General features: G+C 42.2%; 15 protein-coding genes. 8 read left to right on the top strand and 7 right to left on the bottom strand.

Translation table 11 applies throughout. The features are described from left to right. Positions 1 to 83: 83 nt before the first annotated feature. Together msrA and AC3KZC_RS09565 are read right to left on the bottom strand one after the other, a co-directional pair. Positions 84 to 1,307 (bottom strand): peptide-methionine (S)-S-oxide reductase MsrA, encoded by a 1,224-nt coding sequence (msrA, locus tag AC3KZC_RS09560; protein ID WP_490578782.1) that lies wholly within the window; start codon positions 1,305 to 1,307, stop codon positions 84 to 86. 243 nt (positions 1,308 to 1,550) lie between these two features. Then, the gene (locus AC3KZC_RS09565) at positions 1,551 to 1,985 is read right to left on the bottom strand and encodes a GNAT family N-acetyltransferase (RefSeq protein WP_490578766.1); all 435 of its coding nucleotides are present in this window, start codon (positions 1,983 to 1,985) and stop codon (positions 1,551 to 1,553) included. A 145-nt stretch (positions 1,986 to 2,130) separates the two neighbouring features. Between AC3KZC_RS09565 and AC3KZC_RS09570 the strand changes: the two genes are divergently transcribed. From AC3KZC_RS09570 to AC3KZC_RS09605, 8 genes are all read left to right on the top strand, one after another. Further along, positions 2,131 to 2,712, top strand: a complete 582-nt coding sequence (locus AC3KZC_RS09570; RefSeq protein ID WP_490578765.1) for a PilZ domain-containing protein — start codon at positions 2,131 to 2,133, stop codon at positions 2,710 to 2,712. A gap of 99 nt (positions 2,713 to 2,811) precedes the next feature. Beyond that, on the top strand, positions 2,812 to 3,849 hold the full coding sequence (locus AC3KZC_RS09575) for an agmatine deiminase family protein (protein ID WP_490578764.1): 1,038 nt from the start codon (positions 2,812 to 2,814) through the stop codon (positions 3,847 to 3,849). A gap of 4 nt (positions 3,850 to 3,853) precedes the next feature. Then, positions 3,854 to 4,741, top strand: coding sequence for a carbon-nitrogen hydrolase (locus AC3KZC_RS09580; RefSeq protein WP_490578763.1), 888 nt, complete (start codon positions 3,854 to 3,856; stop codon positions 4,739 to 4,741). Between the two features lie 79 nt (positions 4,742 to 4,820). Then, on the top strand, positions 4,821 to 8,294 hold the full coding sequence (gene mfd, locus AC3KZC_RS09585) for a transcription-repair coupling factor (RefSeq protein ID WP_490578762.1): 3,474 nt from the start codon (positions 4,821 to 4,823) through the stop codon (positions 8,292 to 8,294). Beyond that, positions 8,295 to 9,191 carry a CsiV family protein gene (locus tag AC3KZC_RS09590; RefSeq protein WP_490578761.1) on the top strand — a complete coding sequence of 299 codons (897 nt, stop codon included), beginning with the start codon at positions 8,295 to 8,297 and terminating at the stop codon, positions 9,189 to 9,191. A gap of 19 nt (positions 9,192 to 9,210) precedes the next feature. Beyond that, on the top strand, positions 9,211 to 9,459 hold the full coding sequence (locus AC3KZC_RS09595; protein WP_490578760.1) for a DUF3862 domain-containing protein: 249 nt from the start codon (positions 9,211 to 9,213) through the stop codon (positions 9,457 to 9,459). 165 nt (positions 9,460 to 9,624) lie between these two features. Beyond that, the gene (locus AC3KZC_RS09600; protein ID WP_490578759.1) at positions 9,625 to 11,187 is read left to right on the top strand and encodes an amidase; all 1,563 of its coding nucleotides are present in this window, start codon (positions 9,625 to 9,627) and stop codon (positions 11,185 to 11,187) included. A gap of 359 nt (positions 11,188 to 11,546) precedes the next feature. Next, complete coding sequence (locus AC3KZC_RS09605) at positions 11,547 to 12,959, top strand: YfcC family protein (RefSeq protein WP_490578758.1); 1,413 nt, start codon at positions 11,547 to 11,549, stop codon at positions 12,957 to 12,959. A 328-nt stretch (positions 12,960 to 13,287) separates the two neighbouring features. Here the strand turns inward: AC3KZC_RS09605 and AC3KZC_RS09610 are convergent, their stop codons facing one another. The 5 genes from AC3KZC_RS09610 to AC3KZC_RS09630 all read right to left on the bottom strand — a co-directional run bounded on the left by AC3KZC_RS09610 (position 13,288) and on the right by AC3KZC_RS09630 (position 21,224). After that, a complete protein-coding gene (locus AC3KZC_RS09610; protein WP_490578757.1) occupies positions 13,288 to 13,857 on the bottom strand; it encodes a GNAT family N-acetyltransferase in 570 nt (189 codons plus the stop codon). A 51-nt stretch (positions 13,858 to 13,908) separates the two neighbouring features. Next, entirely contained in the window at positions 13,909 to 14,100 is a 192-nt protein-coding gene (arfA, locus tag AC3KZC_RS09615) for an alternative ribosome rescue factor ArfA (RefSeq protein ID WP_490578756.1), read from the bottom strand. A 415-nt stretch (positions 14,101 to 14,515) separates the two neighbouring features. Continuing rightward, on the bottom strand, positions 14,516 to 16,129 hold the full coding sequence (locus tag AC3KZC_RS09620) for an ABC-F family ATPase (RefSeq protein WP_490578755.1): 1,614 nt from the start codon (positions 16,127 to 16,129) through the stop codon (positions 14,516 to 14,518). Positions 16,130 to 16,374: 245 nt separating this feature from the next. Further along, on the bottom strand, positions 16,375 to 18,804 hold the full coding sequence (locus tag AC3KZC_RS09625; RefSeq protein ID WP_490578754.1) for an ABC transporter permease: 2,430 nt from the start codon (positions 18,802 to 18,804) through the stop codon (positions 16,375 to 16,377). Beyond that, positions 18,804 to 21,224 (bottom strand): ABC transporter permease, encoded by a 2,421-nt coding sequence (locus tag AC3KZC_RS09630; protein WP_490578753.1) that lies wholly within the window; start codon positions 21,222 to 21,224, stop codon positions 18,804 to 18,806. The genes AC3KZC_RS09625 and AC3KZC_RS09630 overlap by 1 nt, the downstream gene beginning before the upstream one ends. Positions 21,225 to 21,258 lie beyond the last annotated feature (34 nt).

Genomic DNA, 21,258 nt, shown 5'->3' on the forward strand with positions numbered 1-21,258 from the left:
CTTTAAATAACAATTAACCTGTATTTTAAGCGTAGACAATGACATAAAATTAATCTAAAAAATTAATATAGTTAGCTGTTTCTTCATCGTTGTTTAAACTCAAGAACAGTGGCATTAATACAAAAACGCCTCGCACCTTTTGGACCATCCTCAAACACATGACCTAAATGAATGCCTGAGGTTTTTGATATTAATTCAACACGCTGCATTCCAAACCGATTATCAGGGCGCTCAATCACACTGCCCGCAACTGCCTGCGTAAACGATAACCAGCCAGTGCCAGAATTAAATCTATCTTGGGTATCAAATAAAGGCGCACCACTTAATTTATCAACAAAGACACCTTCTGGCGTATTTTTAAAAATTTCATACTCTTTACAAAATCGACCATCCGTTCCTTCATTAAAAGCTACATTATATGCCTCACTTTTACCGAGCTTAAATAACCCTAATAAACGGTAAAATTGCTCTGGCGCTAAATAGCCTTGGCGTCCCATTACTTCTTGGCCATTTTCAATAAATAAAATTGTTGGCGTAGCCCAAGTAGGGGTGTCAATTTTTAAACCTGCTAATTCACTGGCGAGTCTAAAATGTAATTCAATGCTGCCTTGGTAATCATTTAGCACCTCTTTTTTTAACTTTTCGCAATAAGGGCAATAGCCTGAAGATTCAACAATTACGATATGTTTACCCTGCATGAGTATTTGGTTATCCGGTACTGGCTTCAACTTTGCTGATTTATCGAATGTCACCCCAGTACTATGATCTGGGCAATAACCATTTGGGTTTTTTACTAGGTAGTCTTGATGGTAGTTTTCTGCCGGATAAAACACATCAAGCGGTTTGATCTTCGTTGTTATTTCGCCGTACCCAGCTTTACTTAATAAAGTTTGAAAACGATTTTTAACTGTTATTGCAATGCTTTGCTGCTCGGAAGTGGTGGTTAAAATAGTAGAGCGGTACTGAGTACCAATATCATTTCCTTGGCGATTTAACTGCGTCGGATCATGGCCTTCAAAATAGTGTTCAAGGATTGTTGTCAGTGACACTAGGTTACGATTAAAACTTACCTCAACCACTTCTGCATGGTTATTTGGGTCAAATTTATATTTTGCTTGAGTGATAGTGCGATAATTAGCCGCCACCTGACCATCGGCATAACCCGATACCGCATCAATCACGCCCTCAATAGCTTGATAGCGTTTTTCAGCGCCCCAAAAGCATCCGGCGCCAAGTACTATTTTTTCAATATGGGGTGTAGCAGCTATTGGCTCTGAACCTTTAGCAATGAGCTGACCACTCACCATCACACCAATTAAATAACCCGTTATTAAGCAATACTTTTTAAACTTTCCCATCATGATACCCTTTTGTAATCGACCTAGTGCCAAGCTCAAACAATAAGACCGCTTTAAAAAGGTTATACTTTCATACCAACATGACCCGATCATATTGCGCTGATAAGTCAGTAAAAAATGTCGCCAAGGCATCTTTATTTTAATCAATACCGATTGAGCTAAGTGCCCTTATGCTATTACATAACACAATGATTAATAACTCGGATTTGTAGAGAGCGCTTTTTGCATATAGTACTTTACCCCAACTTTAGGGTACTGATTTAATTGATGTACGACACGATAGCCACACTTTTCGTAAAAGGGTTTTGCCTGAAAATCTAACGTATCGAGTAAGATGTAACAACAACCCAATTTAGCCGCTTGTTGCTCGATTTCGGTTAATAATTGCTGGCCGATTTTTTGCCCTCGTAACCGTTCATCAACCCAAAGCCAATTGAGCATAAACCAATTCCCAAACGCAACGCCACTTGCACCTCCTTGCATCTCATTTGTTTCAGACGCATAGGTCACTGCTAAGGGAGTGCGCTTTTTTACCTCAAAAAAAGGCTGGTTAAATGCCACAATTTGGGCACGTAGTTGTTCAGCAACGTGTTCAGCAGCTGACTGCGTATAAAGTTGAATTGTCATTTATTGGCTCGTTAGTCAATCACTCGGTTGCATGCTAAAGGGCCATCAAATCAAAGTAAAGCCTCTGTTTAAGCTAGCTATTTTAATGTCCGCTCGCTACCATAAAGGCATTATGATGATTTCCTTGCTACCGAGAAGTAACACTATGTCTAATGCTAAAGTTGATTTGTTTAATCAATATTTTCAAATTGATGAGTCTGTTGATGTTAATTTAAAAGCCGTTGCAGATAACTTAGTGCCCATAGACAATGATGCGCTGGAACTTCGGATCCCGCCTTTATTCAAATTAGCAAACGAAGTAAACGCCCTTGAACAAAGTGCCTTGCGCCCTTTACGCCAATTAGGCGATCTTGCTGAAGAACTCGCTCAATTTTTAAAAGCGCAATCACGTAAAATTGATTTAATCATGGCTCACATTTTGGCGACTGAGCATGAAGATGAACAAAAAACCCAAGCACATTCTTTTGGTGGTGGCGGCTTATTACTCAATGACCCACACGAGCATGCGATGGGTCAGCAATTTTGCACAAAAATCTTTCTGCACCATGAAGCTGCTGCGGTATTTTGCTATACCGAAATCATAGCCAAACAACACACCACACACGGCTGGCAATATACTCTTGCCTTTAGCCGTATTCGCGCGCAAGACCAAGAGCTCATGGTGCGAGCAAGTTTACACAGCCAATCGCGACAATTACGCAAACGGCGCAAAAACGAGCAAATTTAAGCCTGAAGTTGAGAAGACTTGCGCTAAGTGCGACAAAAAGGCTGACAGTGCCTGATGAAGTGCTAAAATATCGCCCTATTTGAATTTGTATGACATCCCATGACTTATACACTTCCTGCAGAATGGGCATCACAAGATGCCATCATGTTTACTTGGCCTCATTCAGACACCGACTGGGCTCCTATTTTGGCCGATGTAGAGCCCGTTTATTTAAATTTGTGCCGTCATATTTTGCGCTACCAATCGTTAGTTCTGGTGGTGCATAACACCGATGAACAACAACGTGTCAGTGCACTACTCAAAGCTCAAGAGCTTGATTTAACAAACGTTCACTTTGTGGTTACTCCATTTGAAGACACTTGGGCACGGGATCATGGTCCAATTACCGTCATCAGTCATGATGGCAAAGTCACGTCGCTCGATTTTACGTTTAATGGCTGGGGCAATAAATTTGATGCCAGCCTCGATAACCAAATTAATCAAGCTGTATTTTCACAAGTACTTAATCTAGACGCTGATTCTGAAAAAGTTAATTTTGTACTTGAAGGTGGGGCTATTGAGTCTGATGGTCAAGGGACCTTATTAACGACTGCAAGTTGCTTACTCAATACCAATCGCAACCCGCATTTAACGCAAACGCAAATTGAACAACTACTGAGCGAAAAGCTCGGTATTAGCCATTTTTTATGGGTCAACCATGGCCATTTAGAAGGTGATGATACCGACAGCCATATTGATACCCTAGTGCGTTTTGCACCCAACGATACGCTGGTTTATGTTTACTGCGATGACCCAACAGATAGTCATTATCAAGAACTTGAAAAGATGGCACAGGATGTTAAAGCCCTGCGAAAACCTAATGGTTCAGCCTACAACTTAATTAGCTTACCTTGGCCAAGTGCAAAATGCGCAGCCGACGGCAGCCGTTTACCTGCAACGTATGCCAATTATTTGATCATCAATGGCGCTGTATTAGTGCCCACCTATCAAGATAACAATGATGCCCTTGCTCTGTCACAAATTGCTAAAGCATACCCTGAACATGAGATTATTGGCGTCAATTGTTTACCCCTAATTCATCAATTTGGTAGCCTACATTGTATTTCAATGCAATTACCTAAAGGCTTTTTGAGGTAATCTAATGAGTAAATTATTACCCGTTGCCTTAGTGCAACACAGCAACAGCGCAGATTTAGCGCATAACTTTGCTAAAACCCAAGATGGCATTCGTAAAGCAGCCGCCCAAGGAGCAAAGTTGGTGGTTTTACAAGAACTTCACCGCAGCCTGTATTTTTGTCAAACCGAAGATACCGAGCGCTTTGATTTAGCCGAAACCATTCCAGGCCCAACAACTGATTCATTGGGCTTATTGGCAAAAGAGCTCAATGTGGTGATCGTATCATCACTATTTGAAAAACGTGCCACAGGGCTTTATCACAATACTGCCGTTGTACTTGACTCTGATGGCACAATAGCGGGCAAATACCGTAAAATGCACATCCCAGATGACCCTGGTTTTTATGAAAAATTCTATTTCACCCCCGGAGATTTAGGCTTTACACCCATTCAAACCTCCATTGGTAAACTCGGTGTGTTAGTGTGTTGGGATCAGTGGTTTCCTGAAGCTGCGCGCCTCATGGCGATGGCCGGGGCTGAAATATTAATTTACCCAACAGCAATTGGCTGGGATCCTACTGATGACGCCGATGAACAAACCCGTCAATGTGATGCATGGGTTATCTCACAGCGCGCGCATGCGGTTGCCAATGGCGTGCCTGTCATTAGCTGTAACCGTGTGGGCCATGAAAGTGATCCAAGTGGTCACAGTAACGGTATTTTGTTCTGGGGAAATTCATTCATTGCCGGCCCCCAAGGCGAAATGTTAGCCCATGCGAGTGAAACAAAAGATGAAATTTTAACTGCCGTCCTCGATTTAAAACGCAGTGAGGATACCCGTCGCATTTGGCCATATTTACGTGATCGTCGTATCGACCATTATCAGGATTTATTGCGAATTTACCGCGACTAAACAGTACAACCATAACAATTACGTGATGGTGATATAAATAATAATGGATGCCAGTGCATCCAACACAATGGAGTTTTAAATGGCTTTAGCACAATGGGCACAATTACCTTGGATCAAATCTGTAAAAGACAAGATACATTGGGGTCAATTACCAGGTAGCGCCCTGAGCATTGCGATTGCCCAAGGTGTCAAAAGTCATAACTCGTTAGTGGTGCTTGTTACCCAAGATACGCCTTCGGCCTTAAAGCTTGAGGCTGAACTTGAATATTTATTGCCAGAGCAGAGTGTGATGGTTTTTCCTGATTGGGAAACCTTGCCTTATGATCACTTTTCACCACATCAAGATATTATCTCTCAGCGCCTTGCCACCTTAAATCGTTTAAAGCAAAGTAAAACCGGGATTTTAATCCTCCCAGTAACGAATTTAATGCTGCGCACTTCGCCACCCGCTTTTATTTATGGCAGCACATTATTATTTAAAAAAGGCGATAAACTCGACGCCCACCAACTGCGCACAAACTTAGATGCCGCCGGTTATTTAAATGTGCAGCAAGTGATGGAACACGGTGAATTCGCTATTCGTGGTTCGTTGGTTGATATTTACCCAATGGGCAGTAAAGATCCTATCCGTCTTGATTTATTCGATGATGAAATTGACAGCATTCGGCTGTTTGATGTCGAAACCCAGCGCTCAAATAAAGAAATCAGCCACATCGATTTAATGCCTGCACATGAATTCCCTACTCGTGAAAAAGACATTGAAACCTTTCGCATTGCTTATCGAGAAAAGTTTGGTGCTAACAGCGCCCAAGACTCAATTTACATGCAAGTTTCAAAAGGCGCATGGCCTGCGGGTATCGAATACTATTTACCGCTGTTTTTTGATCAATTAGCCTCAATTTTTGACTATTTACCCGCCGATGCAGTCGTCATGACACTCGGTGATATTGAACACAGCGCAAAACAATTTTGGCAAGACGTCAATAAACGTTACGAAAACCGCCGCGTTGACCCGCTTCGCCCGCTACTTGAGCCTAAAGCCCTGTATCAACCCATTGAAGAGCTGTTTTCAAATATTGGCAGCTTTGCGCGTATTCAACTCTCTTTAGCAAAATTAGGCACCAAAGCAGGCCACTGTAATTTAGGGGCCGAACTGATTAGCGATATTCGAGTTGATCATCAAGCCAAAGAGCCCTTTGCTGCAATTAGCCAATATTTAGTGCAGCAAAAAAAGCTCAAAAATCGGGTGTTATTTTGCGTTGAAAGCGACGGTCGTCGTGAATCACTGCTGACGTTATTCAAACCTGTTGGCATTAAAGTGACTACCGTCAGTCATTTTGAAGAATTTAGCCAAAACAGTTGTGACGTAGGCCTACTTGTATGTCCACTTGAACAAAGTGTGTTTCTACCCGGTAAACCGGCACTGAGCCTAATTACCGAACAAGAATTACTGGGCGTTAAAGTTTCCCAGCGCAGAAGACGCAAACATAAATACGAAGCCAGCCAAGATGCCATTATCCGTAATTTGGCGGAGCTTAAAGTCGGCCAACCCATAGTACATCTTGATCATGGTGTTGGCCGTTATCAAGGCCTTCAAACCCTTGATGCGGCCGGTGTACAAACTGAATTTGTGACTATCAGCTATAACGGCGAAGCCAAACTCTACGTGCCAGTATCTGCATTACACATGCTCACCCGTTATTCAGGGGGCGAAGAAGCAAGCGCCCCGCTTCATAAACTCGGCTCTGATGTATGGGAAAAAGCCAAACGCAAAGCCGCTGAAAAAGTACGGGATGTTGCCGCAGAGCTGCTCGATATTTACGCCAAACGCAAAATTAAACTCGGTAATGCCTTTCGCCATGATAAAAAAGCCTATCGTCAATTTGTCGATACGTTTCCATTTGAAGAAACAGAAGATCAAAAAAATGCTATTTCTGCGGTACTCACTGATATGCAAAGTCCGCAAGCGATGGACCGATTAGTCTGTGGTGATGTGGGTTTTGGTAAAACAGAAGTTGCAATGCGTGCCGCCTTTGTGGCGGTTAATGAAGGCAAACAAGTGGCTATTTTAGTGCCAACCACCTTATTGGCCCAGCAACACTATGAAAACTTTAAAGACCGTTTTGCTAATATCGCCGTTGAAGTGGAGGTGTTATCACGTTTTAAAACCACCAAAGAGCAAAATGTGGTACTGGAAAAGCTTGCCAACGGCCAAGTAGATATTGTGATTGGTACCCATAAACTCATTCAGCCTAGTATCAAATTTAAAGATTTAGGCTTATTGATTGTTGATGAAGAGCACCGTTTTGGTGTGCGCCAAAAAGAAAAAATTAAATCACTGCGTGCAGATGTTGATATTTTAACCCTCACCGCCACCCCGATTCCGCGTACACTCAACATGGCAATGAGTGGCATGCGTGATTTATCCATTATTGCTACGCCACCAGCCAAACGTTTAGCCGTAAAAACCTTTGTGCGTAAAGGCGAAGATGAACTCAAACGCGAAGCGATTTTGCGAGAAATTAAACGCGGTGGCCAAGTCTATTATTTACATAATAACGTTGAAACCATTGAAAAAGTGGCAGCCGATTTAGCGGTTTTAGTCCCAGAAGCAAGTATTACCACAGCGCATGGCCAAATGCGTGAAAGTGAGCTTGAACACCTGATGGCCGAGTTTTACCATAAAAAATACAATGTATTAGTCTGTACCACCATCATCGAAACCGGTATCGATGTACCAACCGCTAATACCATCATTATTGACCGGGCCGATAAACTTGGCCTTGCGCAATTGCACCAATTGCGTGGTCGTGTTGGGCGAAGCCACCACCAAGCTTATGCGTATTTACTTATTCCTGATCCAAAAGGCATTTCAAAAGATGCAACAAAACGACTTGAAGCCATTGAATCACTTGAAGATCTCGGCGCTGGTTTTGCATTAGCAACCCACGATTTAGAAATTCGCGGCGCAGGTGAGTTATTAGGCGATGATCAAAGTGGGCAAATTCAATCGATTGGTTTTACCCTTTACATGGAAATGTTAGAGCAAGCCGTTGAAGCACTCAAACAAGGCAAAGAGCCAACGCTTGAAAATTTATTACAGCAGCAAACTGAAGTTGATTTAAAAATCTCTGCACTGTTGCCAGATGATTATATTTTTGATGTTAATACGCGGCTAAGTTTGTACAAACGGGTCGCGAGTTGCAACGATGCAGAGCAAATCGATGAACTACAAGTTGAACTCATTGACCGTTTTGGTTTATTACCCCAACCAGCTAAAAACTTGTTTGCAGTCCAAGGCTTAAAACTTGAGGCACAAGCACTGGGGATCAGTAAAATAGAAGCCAATGCCAAAGGCGGTTTTATTGAATTTACCGCTAAAACCAAAGTAGACCCGCGTTTTATCATTGGTCTTTTACAAAGTAATCCAAAGGTTTATAGAATGGAAGGCGCAAATAAGTTACGATTTAGCATCGAAGAAGCCGACTCGCTCGCAAGACTAAAATTAGTCAGCGCGATGTTGCAACAATTTGCGCAAAAGGTTAGCCATTAAATGAAATTACATTTTTTACCTCTTTGTTTTATCACTTGTTTATTACACAGTGCGCCTCTTTTGGCGCAAAGGTGGTTTGAAGCTGAAATCATTTTATTTGAGCAAAAAAACGACCCTCAATTAAAAGAAGACTTTTCATTTACCATCAATACAATTGATATCAGTCAGGCTCAATCTTTATTGATAGACCAACTGCAACGCAGCGGCCTAGAAAACTGCTTATCTCAGCAAAGCAAAGTATTAAGAAATAATGAGTTGCTATCTCAAAAGCACGTAGTGCAATCAGTTGACTGCAGCCCTAGTGCCGATTATTTAAACTTACTTGATCGCGTACCGCTTAAAATCGCAGCACCGGAGCAAGATCATCAAGAATTTAATTATTTACTGGCCCCCTCACAATTGCAGTTTAATGATGTTGTGTCACGGTTGCGCAGCCAAGGTTTAAAACCGCTATTACATACTGGGTGGCGTTTTGCTGAAGCACCTGAAAAACGCGCCCCTACATACCGATTGATTGCAGGCAAGAACTTTTCAGATAAATATGACTATTTAGGGTTTTTGCGCACTGGTGCTATCTCTCGCGTCAGTGGAAAAAATCAGCCTGTGACAAGTAGCCAAAATGATTTTTCGAGTTTGCTTAATAATTCTGCTTTAACACAAAGCCAAGATGAAGAGCCGATTGAACATACTTGGCAACTTGATGGCACTATTAAACTTTACGTACAGCATTATTTATTTATCGATGCAGAATTTAACTACCGAGATGAAGATGGCCAATTATTACAACTTAACAATGCCCATTTTCAACAATTTAGACGTGTTTACAGTGGCGATGTCCACTATCTTGACCATCCTAAATTTGGCATGATCATTCAAATCCGTCGCTTTAAACAATAAACATTATTAAGGAACAACAATGAAAAAAGTATTCACCATCGCCGCTATCGCCCTATTATTAACCGCATGTAGCAAAGTAGACTTAGAGCATTACGAAAAAATTACAGTTGGCATGGATAAAACAGAAATCGAAACATTATTAGGCAGTGCCGATAAGTGTGAAGAAAAAACCTTACATACCAATTGTATTTGGGGTAACGACAGCAAAAATATCGCTGTAACGTTAGTCTCAAACAAAGTGACTATTTATAGTAAAAAAGGGTTTTAAAGCATTTTTAGCCAAACGTTTTACTTTTAAAAAAGAGCATCTTGCTCTTTTTTTATGCTTGCCTTTTACGTCAAAAATCACTGATGGTTATTTTCTAAAATTTACTTGTCTATTGGCGTACGGTTAGTAAAGTAACTCAAAACGAATAACAACGGGTCTATGACTATGCGCAAACCTTTCTGCTCTTTATATAAAACACCGCTGGCATTGAGTGCACTTTTTTCATCCTTTTATCTTCAATCGGCTGATTTAAACGAAATGAGTATCAAGCAACTGCAAGAGTTGGTTCAAACCAATCAAACAAGTTATCAAGCAGTCAGTCAGTTTTATCTTGATGCTATCAGTAAAAATAATAAGCAAGGTTATCAGCTGCACGCAGTCATCAGTACCAACCCTCAAGCAATTGAACTGGCTAAACAAAAAGATTTATTACGCCAACAAGGCCACTCATCTGGCCTGTTATTAGGGATGCCGATTATTGTTAAAGATAACATTGATACCAACGATGGCATGGCGACCACTGCGGGGGCGTTAGCTTTAGCAAATAATTACACGCCAAACGATGCCTTTTTAATCGAAAAGCTCAAACAAGCGGGTGCGATTATTATTGGTAAAGCTAATTTAAGCGAATGGGCTAATTTTCGCTCGAGTGTCAGTTCCAGTGGTTGGAGCGATGTTGGTGGCCAAACAAAAAACCCATATGTATTAAATCGAACGCCTTGTGGTTCGAGTTCCGGTTCGGCAGTGGCTGTCGCGGCCAACTTTGCGGTTGCGGCCATAGGCACCGAAACGAATGGTTCAATTACCTGCCCTGCTTCGCATACCTCTTTAGTGGGTTTAAAACCAAGTGTGGGGTTAATTTCTCGCAGTGGCGTTGTGCCACTATCGGCCTCGCAAGACTCTCCAGGCCCTATGACGCGTACCGTTGCAGACACGGCGCTGCTTCTTACTGTCCTTGCTCAGCCCGATCCAAAAGAAGCCTCTTTTGCAACTCATCCGGGTTACATCGACTATCGCCAATTTCTCAAAAAAGATGGCCTAAAAGGGAAACGCATTGGCATTGCCCGCAACGTGAGCGATTTTAATGCCGTCAGTACAGCGGCATTTAATCAAGCCCTGAGCGTACTCAAAGCACAAGGGGCGATTATTATTGATAACTTGGAGTTGCCAAGCCAAGAAGCGTTATCTCAAGCCGAGTTTGATGTGCTTCTATATGATTTTAAACATGATTTAAATCAGTATTTAGCACAGACTTCAAAAGACGTTCCTGTCAAATCGCTTGAGCAACTGATCCAATTTAATGAAAAAAACACCAATTTAACCCGTTTTAACCAAATGCTGTTAACTATGGCTAACGATAAAACCGATTTAACATCGCCTAATTATCAACAAGCTCAGACACTGATAGCATCAAAAGCGCGTAAAAACGGCATTGATGCTTTAATGCAAATGCATCAGCTAGATGCAATTGCAGCCCCAACAAATAGCCCAGCATGGGTGATTGATACTATTAACGGTGACCATTTTGCAGGAGCGAGCTCCTCACCGTCTGCTATTGCTGGTTACCCTTTGATCACTGTGCCGATGAGCTATCATCATGAGCTACCCTTGGGCATTTCATTTTTTGGTGCGCGTTTGAGTGAAGGAACCTTAATTGAAATTGCCTATGGGTTTGAGCAAGCCAACCCTATTCGCCGCGCCGCTCAATTTATACCGAGTATTGATTAAACAGTAACAATTCAAACGCAGAGATAGCATTGTCACAAAGAGTTAAGGCTTAACAACCGAGCAAAACCCCCGAGTGTAGCAAAATACTTACACTCGGGGATGCGCTTCTTTATCTGAACGTTTAAAAAATAGCAACAAGCCATGTTACAATTTCACCGAGCTTGCCATCCCCCTGAAAGCTTAAGAGAACTGCAGTTTGATCACGTTTTCACACTCATAAGAGTATTAAAACGTGATTTATTCCCTTCTCTGACAGCTTGGCTGTTTATCGATTACTACAACGGTGTTGTATTATCACCCATGTCACTTTGTGAACCTTCAAACTGCATTACATAATCTAAAACAATGGAGATACTTTTATGAGCAATATCCTCAAAGTGCCTCATACCCTTATTTTGTTATTAGGGATGATGGTCGCTGCGCTCATTGCTACTTGGCTTGTGCCACAAGGTTTTTTTGATACGACACTTTCAGAATCAGGTCGCCAAATGGTGGTTGCAGGTACCTACCAAACGGTGGCTGAACGCCAATACCTGACCCCGTGGGATTTACTAACGGCTATACCGCGCGCTTTTGCAGCAGCGCAAGATGTCATTTTCTTTGTCTTAATTGTGGGTGGTGTATTAGCAATTGCCCGTGCAACTGGCACCGTTGATGCGTTAATTGGCCGCTTACTTGAACGCCACGGCAGCGCACCACAACGCCTCATTTTTATGGTGGTTTTTTGTTTTGCCCTTGCATCGAGCACCATCGGTACTGCGGGCGAATACATTCCCTTTGTGATTATTTTAGTGGCGCTGTGTAAAGCAATGCGCCTTGATGCGATGACTGCCGTGGGTATGATTGTTGCAGGTTATGGCATTGGGTATGGTGTGTCGGCGTTTAATCCGTTTACCGTGCTCATTGCACAACAAATAGCCGAAGTACCTGTTTATTCTGGGATTTGGTTACGTTTAGCGATATTTGTGCCCTTTGTACTTATTGGTTTTCATCACGTTTGGCGCTATGCCCAAGATGTTGCTAAAGACCCAAGCCGTTCAATGATGATAGGGGTACCGTGTATTTTAGCCAATCAATCAAAGCCTGATTATCCAGCGCTTAATTCACGCCACAAAATGATTTTAGGAAGCTTTATCATTGTATTGTGTATCGCCGTATGGGGCATTGCCACACAAGGCTGGTATTTGTATGAGTTAGGCGGTGTGTTTATCGCTTGGGGTGCATTAATAGCCGTACTTGGACAACTGACAGCAGATGAAACCGCTGAGCGTTTTATTGAAGGCGTATCAGACTTAGTCACTACTGCAATTTTAATTGGTGTTGCCCGTGGTATTGCTTTGATTTTAGAAGATGGCCAAATTTTACATAGTTTAGTACACGGAATGTCTTTACCACTTTCTTATGTCAGCGCTGAAATTTCAGCTGTGGGCATGCTAGTAATTCAAACCGTGCTCAACACCTTTATTCCTTCAGGTTCTGGGCAAGCCTATGTCACGATGCCATTAATGGCACCGCTGGGTGATTTAGTGGGTGTACCACGCCAAGTTGCTGTTCTTGCTTACCAATTTGGTGATGGGTTTTCAAATATGATCATTCCTACTAATGCCGTATTAATGGGAATTTTAGGCATGGCCGGTGTGCCTTACGGTCACTGGTTCCGCTTTTGTTTGCCATTGTTGCTCAAACTAATGTTAGCGGCAGCCGTTGTATTAGTCTTGGCTGTTATGTTTGGTTATGGTCTTGATGTGCAGCCTGTGGCAAAAATGCCATAACTCACAATTTACCTGCTATTGACCTACGATTGATAAACATCAAGGCGTTATCGATGTTTATCAATCGACTCCCATCGTTATTCCCACACCTTAGTTAATTGATTCGTATTAAAAACGGCCTGAAAGTGATTTATTAACCTGAGCTCTGGTTAATAGATTGTCTAACGTATTAATTTATATAAAAATCCAGAAATTCTCCAGACGGAGATTTACAGGGATAACAAGGCGAAATAACGGGTCTATTGCAAGTAAACTCAACGTAGTTATCGTTGAAAATAGCCACTGGAGATAGATTTATTATCCAGAGTTCAGGTTTATTAGTCAGCCGTTAGGTTAAGCTTACCGAGTAATAAACTGCGTGGTGTTTCCCCAAAGAGTCGTGATGTAAATACGTTTTCATATATTCCATACCTAGCTTTTTCATTACCGAAATAGAGCCCACATTATCAGCCAATGCCGTGGCCGAAAATTGGCTGTAGCCTCGTTGCAAAGCCAAGGCATTTAATACTGTTTTTGCGGCTTCTGAGGCATACCCTTTTCCCCAAAACGCTTGTTTAAACCGCCAACCTAATTCAAGGTTGTGGTACTGAGGGCTGTCACTAAAAAAATCCATTGGCCGTACTAATACCCAACCTATAAACTCATCGGTGTCGATTAAACGCACTTTCCATAAACCAAATCCTTGCTCTGGGTTGGCATATTGGGCCAAGCGCGGTAAAAAAACGTTGTGGATAGCCTCAAATGACGTTGCGATACCGCCTGTAAGATAGTGCATTACTGCAGGGTCTTGATCGAGTTCGTACAATAAATTGGCATCAGCCGATGTAATAAATGAAAATTTTAAACGACTAGTTGGCAAGATGGTGAGGTTTTTTGACTGCGTTGAAGGTAAAGGCATAACCACCCCTTGTTACTCATACTATTAAAAACCTTATTTGATGAATGCTTTTTAAGCAACCATTAAATAAGGCTCTTGGCCTTTGTGTTTTGCGTTACGTTCAAACGAACCTTTGCCTTTTTTAGCTTTTACAACTTGCACTTGAAACAGTTTAGATGTGACTAAAGCAGCTAACGCATTATGATTAATCTGCCCTCTTCCTAATTCAACTTTTTGCTCATCAGAGCGTTTACTCTTTTTCATACTCTTTCATTACCTTTTTAATGCTTGGCAGCTTGCCAATGGCGCCACTATAAAAATATTTTTATCAAATAACCACTTTTGATTAAAAAGACTGATCTTTATTTTTTATTTTCTCGTAATTGTGTGTGAGGGGCATAAAACACCGACTATCTGTTTTAATTTAACCCCCTCGCCAAGCCAAAATCAGCGACTTAATTTAATCCGATTAAGTCGCTGAGTTTTTTGTGTAATATGTTTATGTTTTAAGCCTAGGCTACGGTGAGTTATGTAAGAGCTTGCGCAAAGAAGGTTTTAAAATAACGCTGTATAAAACCAGAAAGTTAAAGGCGAAGCTCAATTAAGTTGTTAAACAACGTATGACTTATAAAGTGACAACTAAGCGTAAGCACTTTGATGCAGTTATAAGCAAACTGACTTAACGTACACCTAATAATGCAGCTTGCTCTGCTTGGCTGGCTAGGTATTCATCAAAGGTGCCGTGGAAGTTGACTACTTTTTTATCTTTAATATCAATAATTCGAGTTGCCAATGACGATACAAACTCACGGTCATGGCTGACAAAAATCAAGGTGCCTTGGTAATCTTTCAGTGCATTGTTCAGCGCTTCAATGGCTTCCATGTCCATGTGGTTGGTTGGTTCATCCATGATTAATACGTTGAAATCTTGCATCATTAATTTGCCAAATAACAGGCGGTTTTTTTCACCACCCGAGCAATTTTTGGCTTTTTTATTGGCATCATCAGCGGTAAACAATAAACGCCCTAACATGGCGCGAACCATTAAGTCGTTGTGTTTTGCGGTGCGCCATTGCGACATCCAATCAAATAAGCTTAAGTCGTTATCAAAATCTTTAGTGCTGTCTTGCGGGCAATAACCCACTAAGGCATTTTCAGACCATTTCACGACCCCGTTATTTGCAGCAAGTTCATTCATTAAACAACGAATAAATGTGGTTTTACCCACACCGTTTTCGCCAATAATCGCCAGTTTTGCACCTGCTTCTAAAATTAACTCACCTTTTTCAAACAAGATTTCGCCATCAAAACCATGACCAAAGTTTTCTAAAATCAGCGCTTGGCGATGCATTTTTTTGCCTTCAGCAAAACGAATGCTAGGGGCGATACGGCTACTTGATTTAACTTCGTCAAGGGTAATTTTATCCATGCGTTTAGCGCGTGAACTGGCTTGTTTTGCTTTTGATGCATTAGCACCAAAGCGGTTTACGAAGTCTTGTAACTCTTCGATTTCAGATTGCTTTTTCGCATTACCCGCTAACAGTTGCTCACGGATAAGGGTTGAGGCTTCAATAAATTTTTCGTAGTTACCTGGGTAAATACGCAGCTCACCGTAGTCAATGTCGGCCATGTGAGTACACACGGCGTTTAAAAAGTGACGGTCATGAGAAATAATGATCATGGTGCATTTACGTTGGTTTAGCTCGTTTTCAAGCCAACCAATGGTATGAATATCTAAGTTATTGGTCGGTTCATCGAGCAATAAAATATCAGGATTGGCAAACAAGGCTTGCGCTAAAAGTACACGCAGTTTCCAACCGGGTGCCACTTGTGACATTAAACCAAAGTGGAATTCTTCTTCAATACCTGCTTTTAACAAAATATCGCCGGCGCGGCTTTCGGCGCTGTAACCGTCCATTTCACCGTATTGGCTTTCAAGGTCACCCACGCGCATGCCGTCTTCTTCGCTCATTTCTGGCAAAGCATAAATACGGTCACGTTCTTGTTTTACTTTCCAAAGTTCGGTATCGCCCATAATTACGGCATCAATTACCGTATATTGTTCAAAGGCAAATTGGTCTTGGCTTAGAGTGCCTACTTTTAAACCAGGAGTGATTGAGACATTACCCGATGTCGGCGTTAGTACACCGCTTAAGATTTTCATGAATGTTGATTTACCACAACCATTGGCGCCAATAAGGCCGTAACGGTTACCGTTACCAAATTTAGCGGAAATATTCTCGAACAAAGGTTCGGCACCAAACTGCATGGTGATATTAGCGGTTGAGATCAAAATTAATTCCTAAGCAATGCCTGCAAATCGTTTTATAGTACAAAAAACCAGCTAAACGCTTGCGTAAATGTCGGTCTAAATGAGGGCGCAAATTATACAGAGCCTTACCCTATGCTGTCGAGTAATGCTTTGGATTATTCACCTTAGATACAGCATAAACCTACCTCGTGGTGCATCCGTTTCCTGATGCACCACATAAAATACCGTTTTGTCATCCACCTTAGTTCAGGTAATTTTTTGCAACCTTAACTGCGTAAATTGTGCATCGGCCAACTCGTCAGTAAAGCGCGGCTGGTATGCCATGCACTGCTAAAAAGCACTGCGGTAACTAACAATAAACTCACAATTATTCCTTTAATAATAAGTGGGCTACTCGTTAACCATGAGGCGAAGTCATTTGGTTCACTGAGCAGCAGTACCACACCAAAACACACTGCAAGTAACAAACACGCTTTTAATAATAAGGTCAACATGACTATTGCTTGCTGCCATATAAAACGAGACGTTGTTGCGCCTAGCAATAAATGCATGCCCATTTGCGCACGGCTTAAGGTGTGTTGGTAATTGAGTAAACTATAAATACCACTGGCTGCGATTAAAAGTGCAAAGCTACCAAGTAAAAAACTACTCCATAATGCGAGGCGCTGATATTTAAATGCGGCCGATTTAAAGTCTGCAATTGAGATAAAGGCCAATACTCGCGCTTGTGGGTTGACTTGTTGGATCAGCTTATTAAGTGCATTGATACTTGGCTTGATGCCATGTTGCGTACGAATAAGGATATGAGTGTGATAAAAATTAACCGGTAAATAAACCCGCTCAATTGGCCCAAGATTAGGTTGGTGAATATCCTTAACAATCCCAATTAAGGTATAAGGCTGGTCGGGTTGGCGTGAAAAAAGTGTACGGCCAATATCTTGATAGGTCAGGCCAAGCTTATTGGCCACCGTTTGATTAATTAACATCACGCGGGCGTTATTATTCACTTCATGCTCGGTAAAAGTTCGCCCCGCTAAAATAGTTTGCTCTGTGGTATTAAAAAATCCCGCGCTGATGCCATGACCATAGGGATTGATTTGCGTTGCCTTATTAAACTCGGTATTAACTGCGCTAAACCAAGCATATTCTAAGGGATGATCCATCGCCAATGCCGCACTGCTTACCTCAGGTAGCTGTTGTATGGCTGTAAGCAGTGTGAGCGCTTGGTGCTTTTTAGCTGCATAAACCTCGCCGTTATAGTCAAAATCGGGTTGATCTAACTGAAGTAAATACAGGTTTTGCTCATTAAAACCAAGTGGCGTATTCAGCGCCTGCCAACTCCACAGCATAATGCTACTCATAGCCGCCACCAGCAATAAAGCCAGTGTCAACTGTGCCACCAGCAACCCTTGTTTAATTGCGGTTGATAACTGCTGCGCAGCGCCCTTGCCCGATTGGCGCAGCGACAAAACGAGCTGTTTAGCGTTTAGCTTCAAGAGTGCTAATAAAGCAAATACTATTGCAAGCCCAAAACATAAACCCAATATTGTCAACTGAACCGGCCATGCCAGCGCTAAACGACTCAATAAACTAAATTCGTGACTGCCCCAAAACTGTACTTGTTGTAGTAGTACATAAGCGATGGCATTAGCCAATAGATAACTAATAAAAAAGAGCAACCCAGTTTGTAGTAATAACTGAGTAAATACATGGCGTGGTGTCGCCCCCAGCGCCATTTCAATCGCCAGTTTTTTTTGCTGCTCGGTCACGCGCATAATAAATAACGCCAATACATTCACTAACGCAATCAGCAATAACCCAACAGCTGCCAGTAACAAGGTATGGCTTGTGGTTTCACTCTTGCCATGTAACTGCTCTCGCAGTGATATCAGTTCAAAGCGCACTTCATGATCTTTAAACGGAGTATTGAGGTGATCTTGCTTAAACTTTTGTTGTTGCTGCGGCGTTATAATCTGCGCGGCCTGATTGGCTAAAAACTGACTATTTAGCCGCCCCAGTACTTTTATTTTCGGACGAATAGCCCCGCTGCTTCCTGGTGAGATATTCGCCCAGTTGCTAGCTAAAAATGGTAAAAACACCGCGCTAAAGCGCCCTTGTTGATAAAGTTCAACTTCTTGGCTTTGCTGTGTTAATACCCCTGTAATACGATAACTTTGCTCACGTAAACGAATGGTTGTGCCAATTACATCACCTGCACCTGCTAATTGATTTTGCCAAAAAGCATAGCTAACCACGACTTCATGATTAAACGCGTGGCGGCTGCTTGGCTCACTAAACGGCCCACCTAGTTCAAACTCCATGCCCATCAGTTCAAATAAATGAGCAAAACCAAAGGTGGCATTTAGCCTTGGGCTTGCCTGCTCGGCGACCATTAAAATATCGTGATAAAGCAATGGGCTCGCTAAATCAAACACAGAATCTTGTGCAATATCAAAGGCGGCCACGGCCGACAGTGCGTTGCTGTAAAAGGGCTTATCTTGATGATAAATATGACCTTTAACGCTAAATAAACGCTCACTGTGTGGATACGGTAAAGGTTTCACCATCACTTGCAAATATAAGGTCAGCGCAGCCATTAACGCGCCCATACTGACCGCTAAAATAAACAGTACATTAACGCTAAATACGTTGTGATGGCGTAACGAGCGCCACGCTTGCAGTAACAAATAACTCATTATTTTAGCCCCCTTAAACTTTCAATGGCAGGACGAGAACAAAATTGCTGGAGCGGTAACAAACTCGCCACAAAAGCCAAGCTTAAGGTGATGATAAAACTCGTGGTGATAATAAACACCGAGGCTGTATCAACCACCCACTGATAGCCAAAAGGCTGCCAATAATACGCCATGACTAAACCAAGGGCGCTTAATGCGCACCCCATACTCAGTGCAATACTATTATCTTTAAATACAAGTATGAACAATCGGTTAAGCGGTGCCCCCACCGCCATATGGATCCCAATTTCTGTTCGCCTTAATGTGACTGCGTAGCGCAATACACTAAACAAACCTAAACCTGTCAGTAATAAGGTCACCACAATAAGCCCAGCACTGATCACTAATGTGCTATAGGGGCGAAAGAGTGCTTTTTGACGTTGTGCTGCAAGTGGGGTGTAACTAAATACCGCAAGCCCTGCATCAAGTTGCTGTAATTGTTGATTAAGCAGTGCTTTGCTGACCGACTGCCCCGCTTTAAATTGGATTAGTAAATCTGATGAGCCTCGTCTGGCACGAAATACTTTGGCTGGCGTTGCACCTTTACCAGGGATGTCGAGCGTGCGCACCACACCAATAATAGTAAATGCATTTTCAGGCCCCGCAGTGACATCAAAACTGAGTTTTTTGCCAATCGCATTACCGCCAAGTTGCTGTGCTAAGACTTGGTTTATCACCAAATAATTGTCATTTTCACCGTAGTGATCTGGCGTAAAAGACTCACCTGCCACGAGTGTTTGAGCCATTAAATTAAAATAATGGGCATCAATCACTTTACCTTCAGGGAGCACTTGTTGCTGTTCACTGAGTTCAATCAACGACCATGTAATAAGGTTATCTTCAAAAGGAGATCGCGACCTGCTAACTTGTTCAACTTCTGGCAACGCTGAGATTTTTTGCACCGCTTGTTCAAGCAAATTGCGCCGATTATCGCCGCTCAAATGCGTGACGGTACTGATCCTTAAACTGGCTAAATTCGCCAAAGGCATCTGTTCAGCGATTAAAATTTCTTGCCAATTTTGCTTAAGCGTAACACTACTCATCGCCACTAAAAAACTGGCCACAGCCACCTGAAAAATTATCATCAATTGCCGAGCAGTTGGGCTTACTTGAATACCCGTGCTTTTACCTGATGATTTTAAATGGCTCGATAATGAGCGATAGTGGATCATCTGCGTACTTATAGCTGCAAACAACCACGCGAGCACCCCTCCAATCACCATGATAGCTGCAACCGAAATACTATTAAGCTGTATTTCTTGCGCTCTTGGTAATAATACTTTGAAAAAATCGGCCAATAGCCGCAGCATGCCATAGGCAAAACCCAGCGCAAGCACCGCTGAAATACCCAATAACAGCCCCGCTTCAGACAAAAACAGGCGAAATAACGCGCTTTTTTTCGCACCAATTGCACACATAATAGCGATGACTTGACCACGCTTAACAGTTCGGGCAATAAATAAATTACTCATATTCGCAGTGGCAATGATCAACAACCCCAAGACCGCCACCAGCAGCCACATCACGCTCTGCCCTTTGTCACCTAAAATAACGCCATCAAGGGCGTTGAGCTCAAGGGCAACCTGCCAACCTTTAAAAAACTCAGAATCTGAAACATGTTGTTGCCACACATCATTCACATTAATTGATAAACGTGCAGCCAGTTCATCTTTATCGGTACCTGCTGGCAATTTGGCAATAAAGTGACTGTCAGAATAACGGTTCCACCAAAAGCTACGGGCTCGCTCTGAGGTTAAATTAAAATCCCAAGGTAACCAAATTGCGGTTTTGCGCCCAGTTTTTAAAATCTCAGGTTCAATAAACTGCTCTGCAGCCACCCCAATAATTTCAAAACTCACCTGATTAATCACGACAGTTTTGCCAATAATGGCGTTATCGCTGGCAAAGTCTTGCTGCCAACTGTCATAACTTAATACCGCAACTGGATGCTGTTGATTGAGGCCATCACGGGCATCAAAAGCACGCCCCAAATGCATTGTCACTGCAAATACATCAAACCATTCAGGGGTAACAAACGCAGTATTTTTAACCGGTAATTGCACTAAAGAATCAACAATTTGTTCGCCATAATAGACCAATGCGACTTGTTCAAATACGCCATGATTTTGGTACAAATGAAGCAGTGCTTGGTAATTAAATGCACGGGTATTAATTTCTCCTGTTTGATCAATTTGCACATATTCAGCTTTCACTAACCGCGCCTGATCTGGGTAAGGCAATGGTTTATAAAGCAGTAAATACGCCATTGTTAGTACCGTGATCAATGCTCCAAGCGTTAAACTTAAAGTACCAATAACCGCACCACTAAATAAGGGAGCCTGTTTTAAACTCTGCCAAGCAGCCTGAAGTTGATATGTCATTGCAACATTCCTTTTATTCGACCTTGCAAAGCGC

It is taken from the genome of Pseudoalteromonas sp. J2K-J031 (assembly GCF_058197095.2).

Bases quoted from the DNA above. Each gene is read 5' to 3' on its own strand.
- msrA (WP_490578782.1), bottom strand. From the start codon at position 1,307: ATGGTGAGTGGTCAGCTCATTGCTAAAGGTTCAGAGCCAATAGCTGCT.
- AC3KZC_RS09565 (WP_490578766.1), bottom strand. From the start codon at position 1,985: ATGACAATTCAACTTTATACGCAGTCAGCTGCTGAACACGTTGCTGAA.
- AC3KZC_RS09570 (WP_490578765.1), top strand. From the start codon at position 2,131: ATGTCTAATGCTAAAGTTGATTTGTTTAATCAATATTTTCAAATTGAT.
- AC3KZC_RS09575 (WP_490578764.1), top strand. From the start codon at position 2,812: ATGACTTATACACTTCCTGCAGAATGGGCATCACAAGATGCCATCATG.
- AC3KZC_RS09580 (WP_490578763.1), top strand. From the start codon at position 3,854: ATGAGTAAATTATTACCCGTTGCCTTAGTGCAACACAGCAACAGCGCA.
- mfd (WP_490578762.1), top strand. From the start codon at position 4,821: ATGGCTTTAGCACAATGGGCACAATTACCTTGGATCAAATCTGTAAAA.
- AC3KZC_RS09590 (WP_490578761.1), top strand. From the start codon at position 8,295: ATGAAATTACATTTTTTACCTCTTTGTTTTATCACTTGTTTATTACAC.
- AC3KZC_RS09595 (WP_490578760.1), top strand. From the start codon at position 9,211: ATGAAAAAAGTATTCACCATCGCCGCTATCGCCCTATTATTAACCGCA.
- AC3KZC_RS09600 (WP_490578759.1), top strand. From the start codon at position 9,625: ATGCGCAAACCTTTCTGCTCTTTATATAAAACACCGCTGGCATTGAGT.
- AC3KZC_RS09605 (WP_490578758.1), top strand. From the start codon at position 11,547: ATGAGCAATATCCTCAAAGTGCCTCATACCCTTATTTTGTTATTAGGG.
- AC3KZC_RS09610 (WP_490578757.1), bottom strand. From the start codon at position 13,857: ATGCCTTTACCTTCAACGCAGTCAAAAAACCTCACCATCTTGCCAACT.
- arfA (WP_490578756.1), bottom strand. From the start codon at position 14,100: ATGAAAAAGAGTAAACGCTCTGATGAGCAAAAAGTTGAATTAGGAAGA.
- AC3KZC_RS09625 (WP_490578754.1), bottom strand. From the start codon at position 18,804: ATGAGTTATTTGTTACTGCAAGCGTGGCGCTCGTTACGCCATCACAAC.
- AC3KZC_RS09630 (WP_490578753.1), bottom strand. From the start codon at position 21,224: ATGACATATCAACTTCAGGCTGCTTGGCAGAGTTTAAAACAGGCTCCC.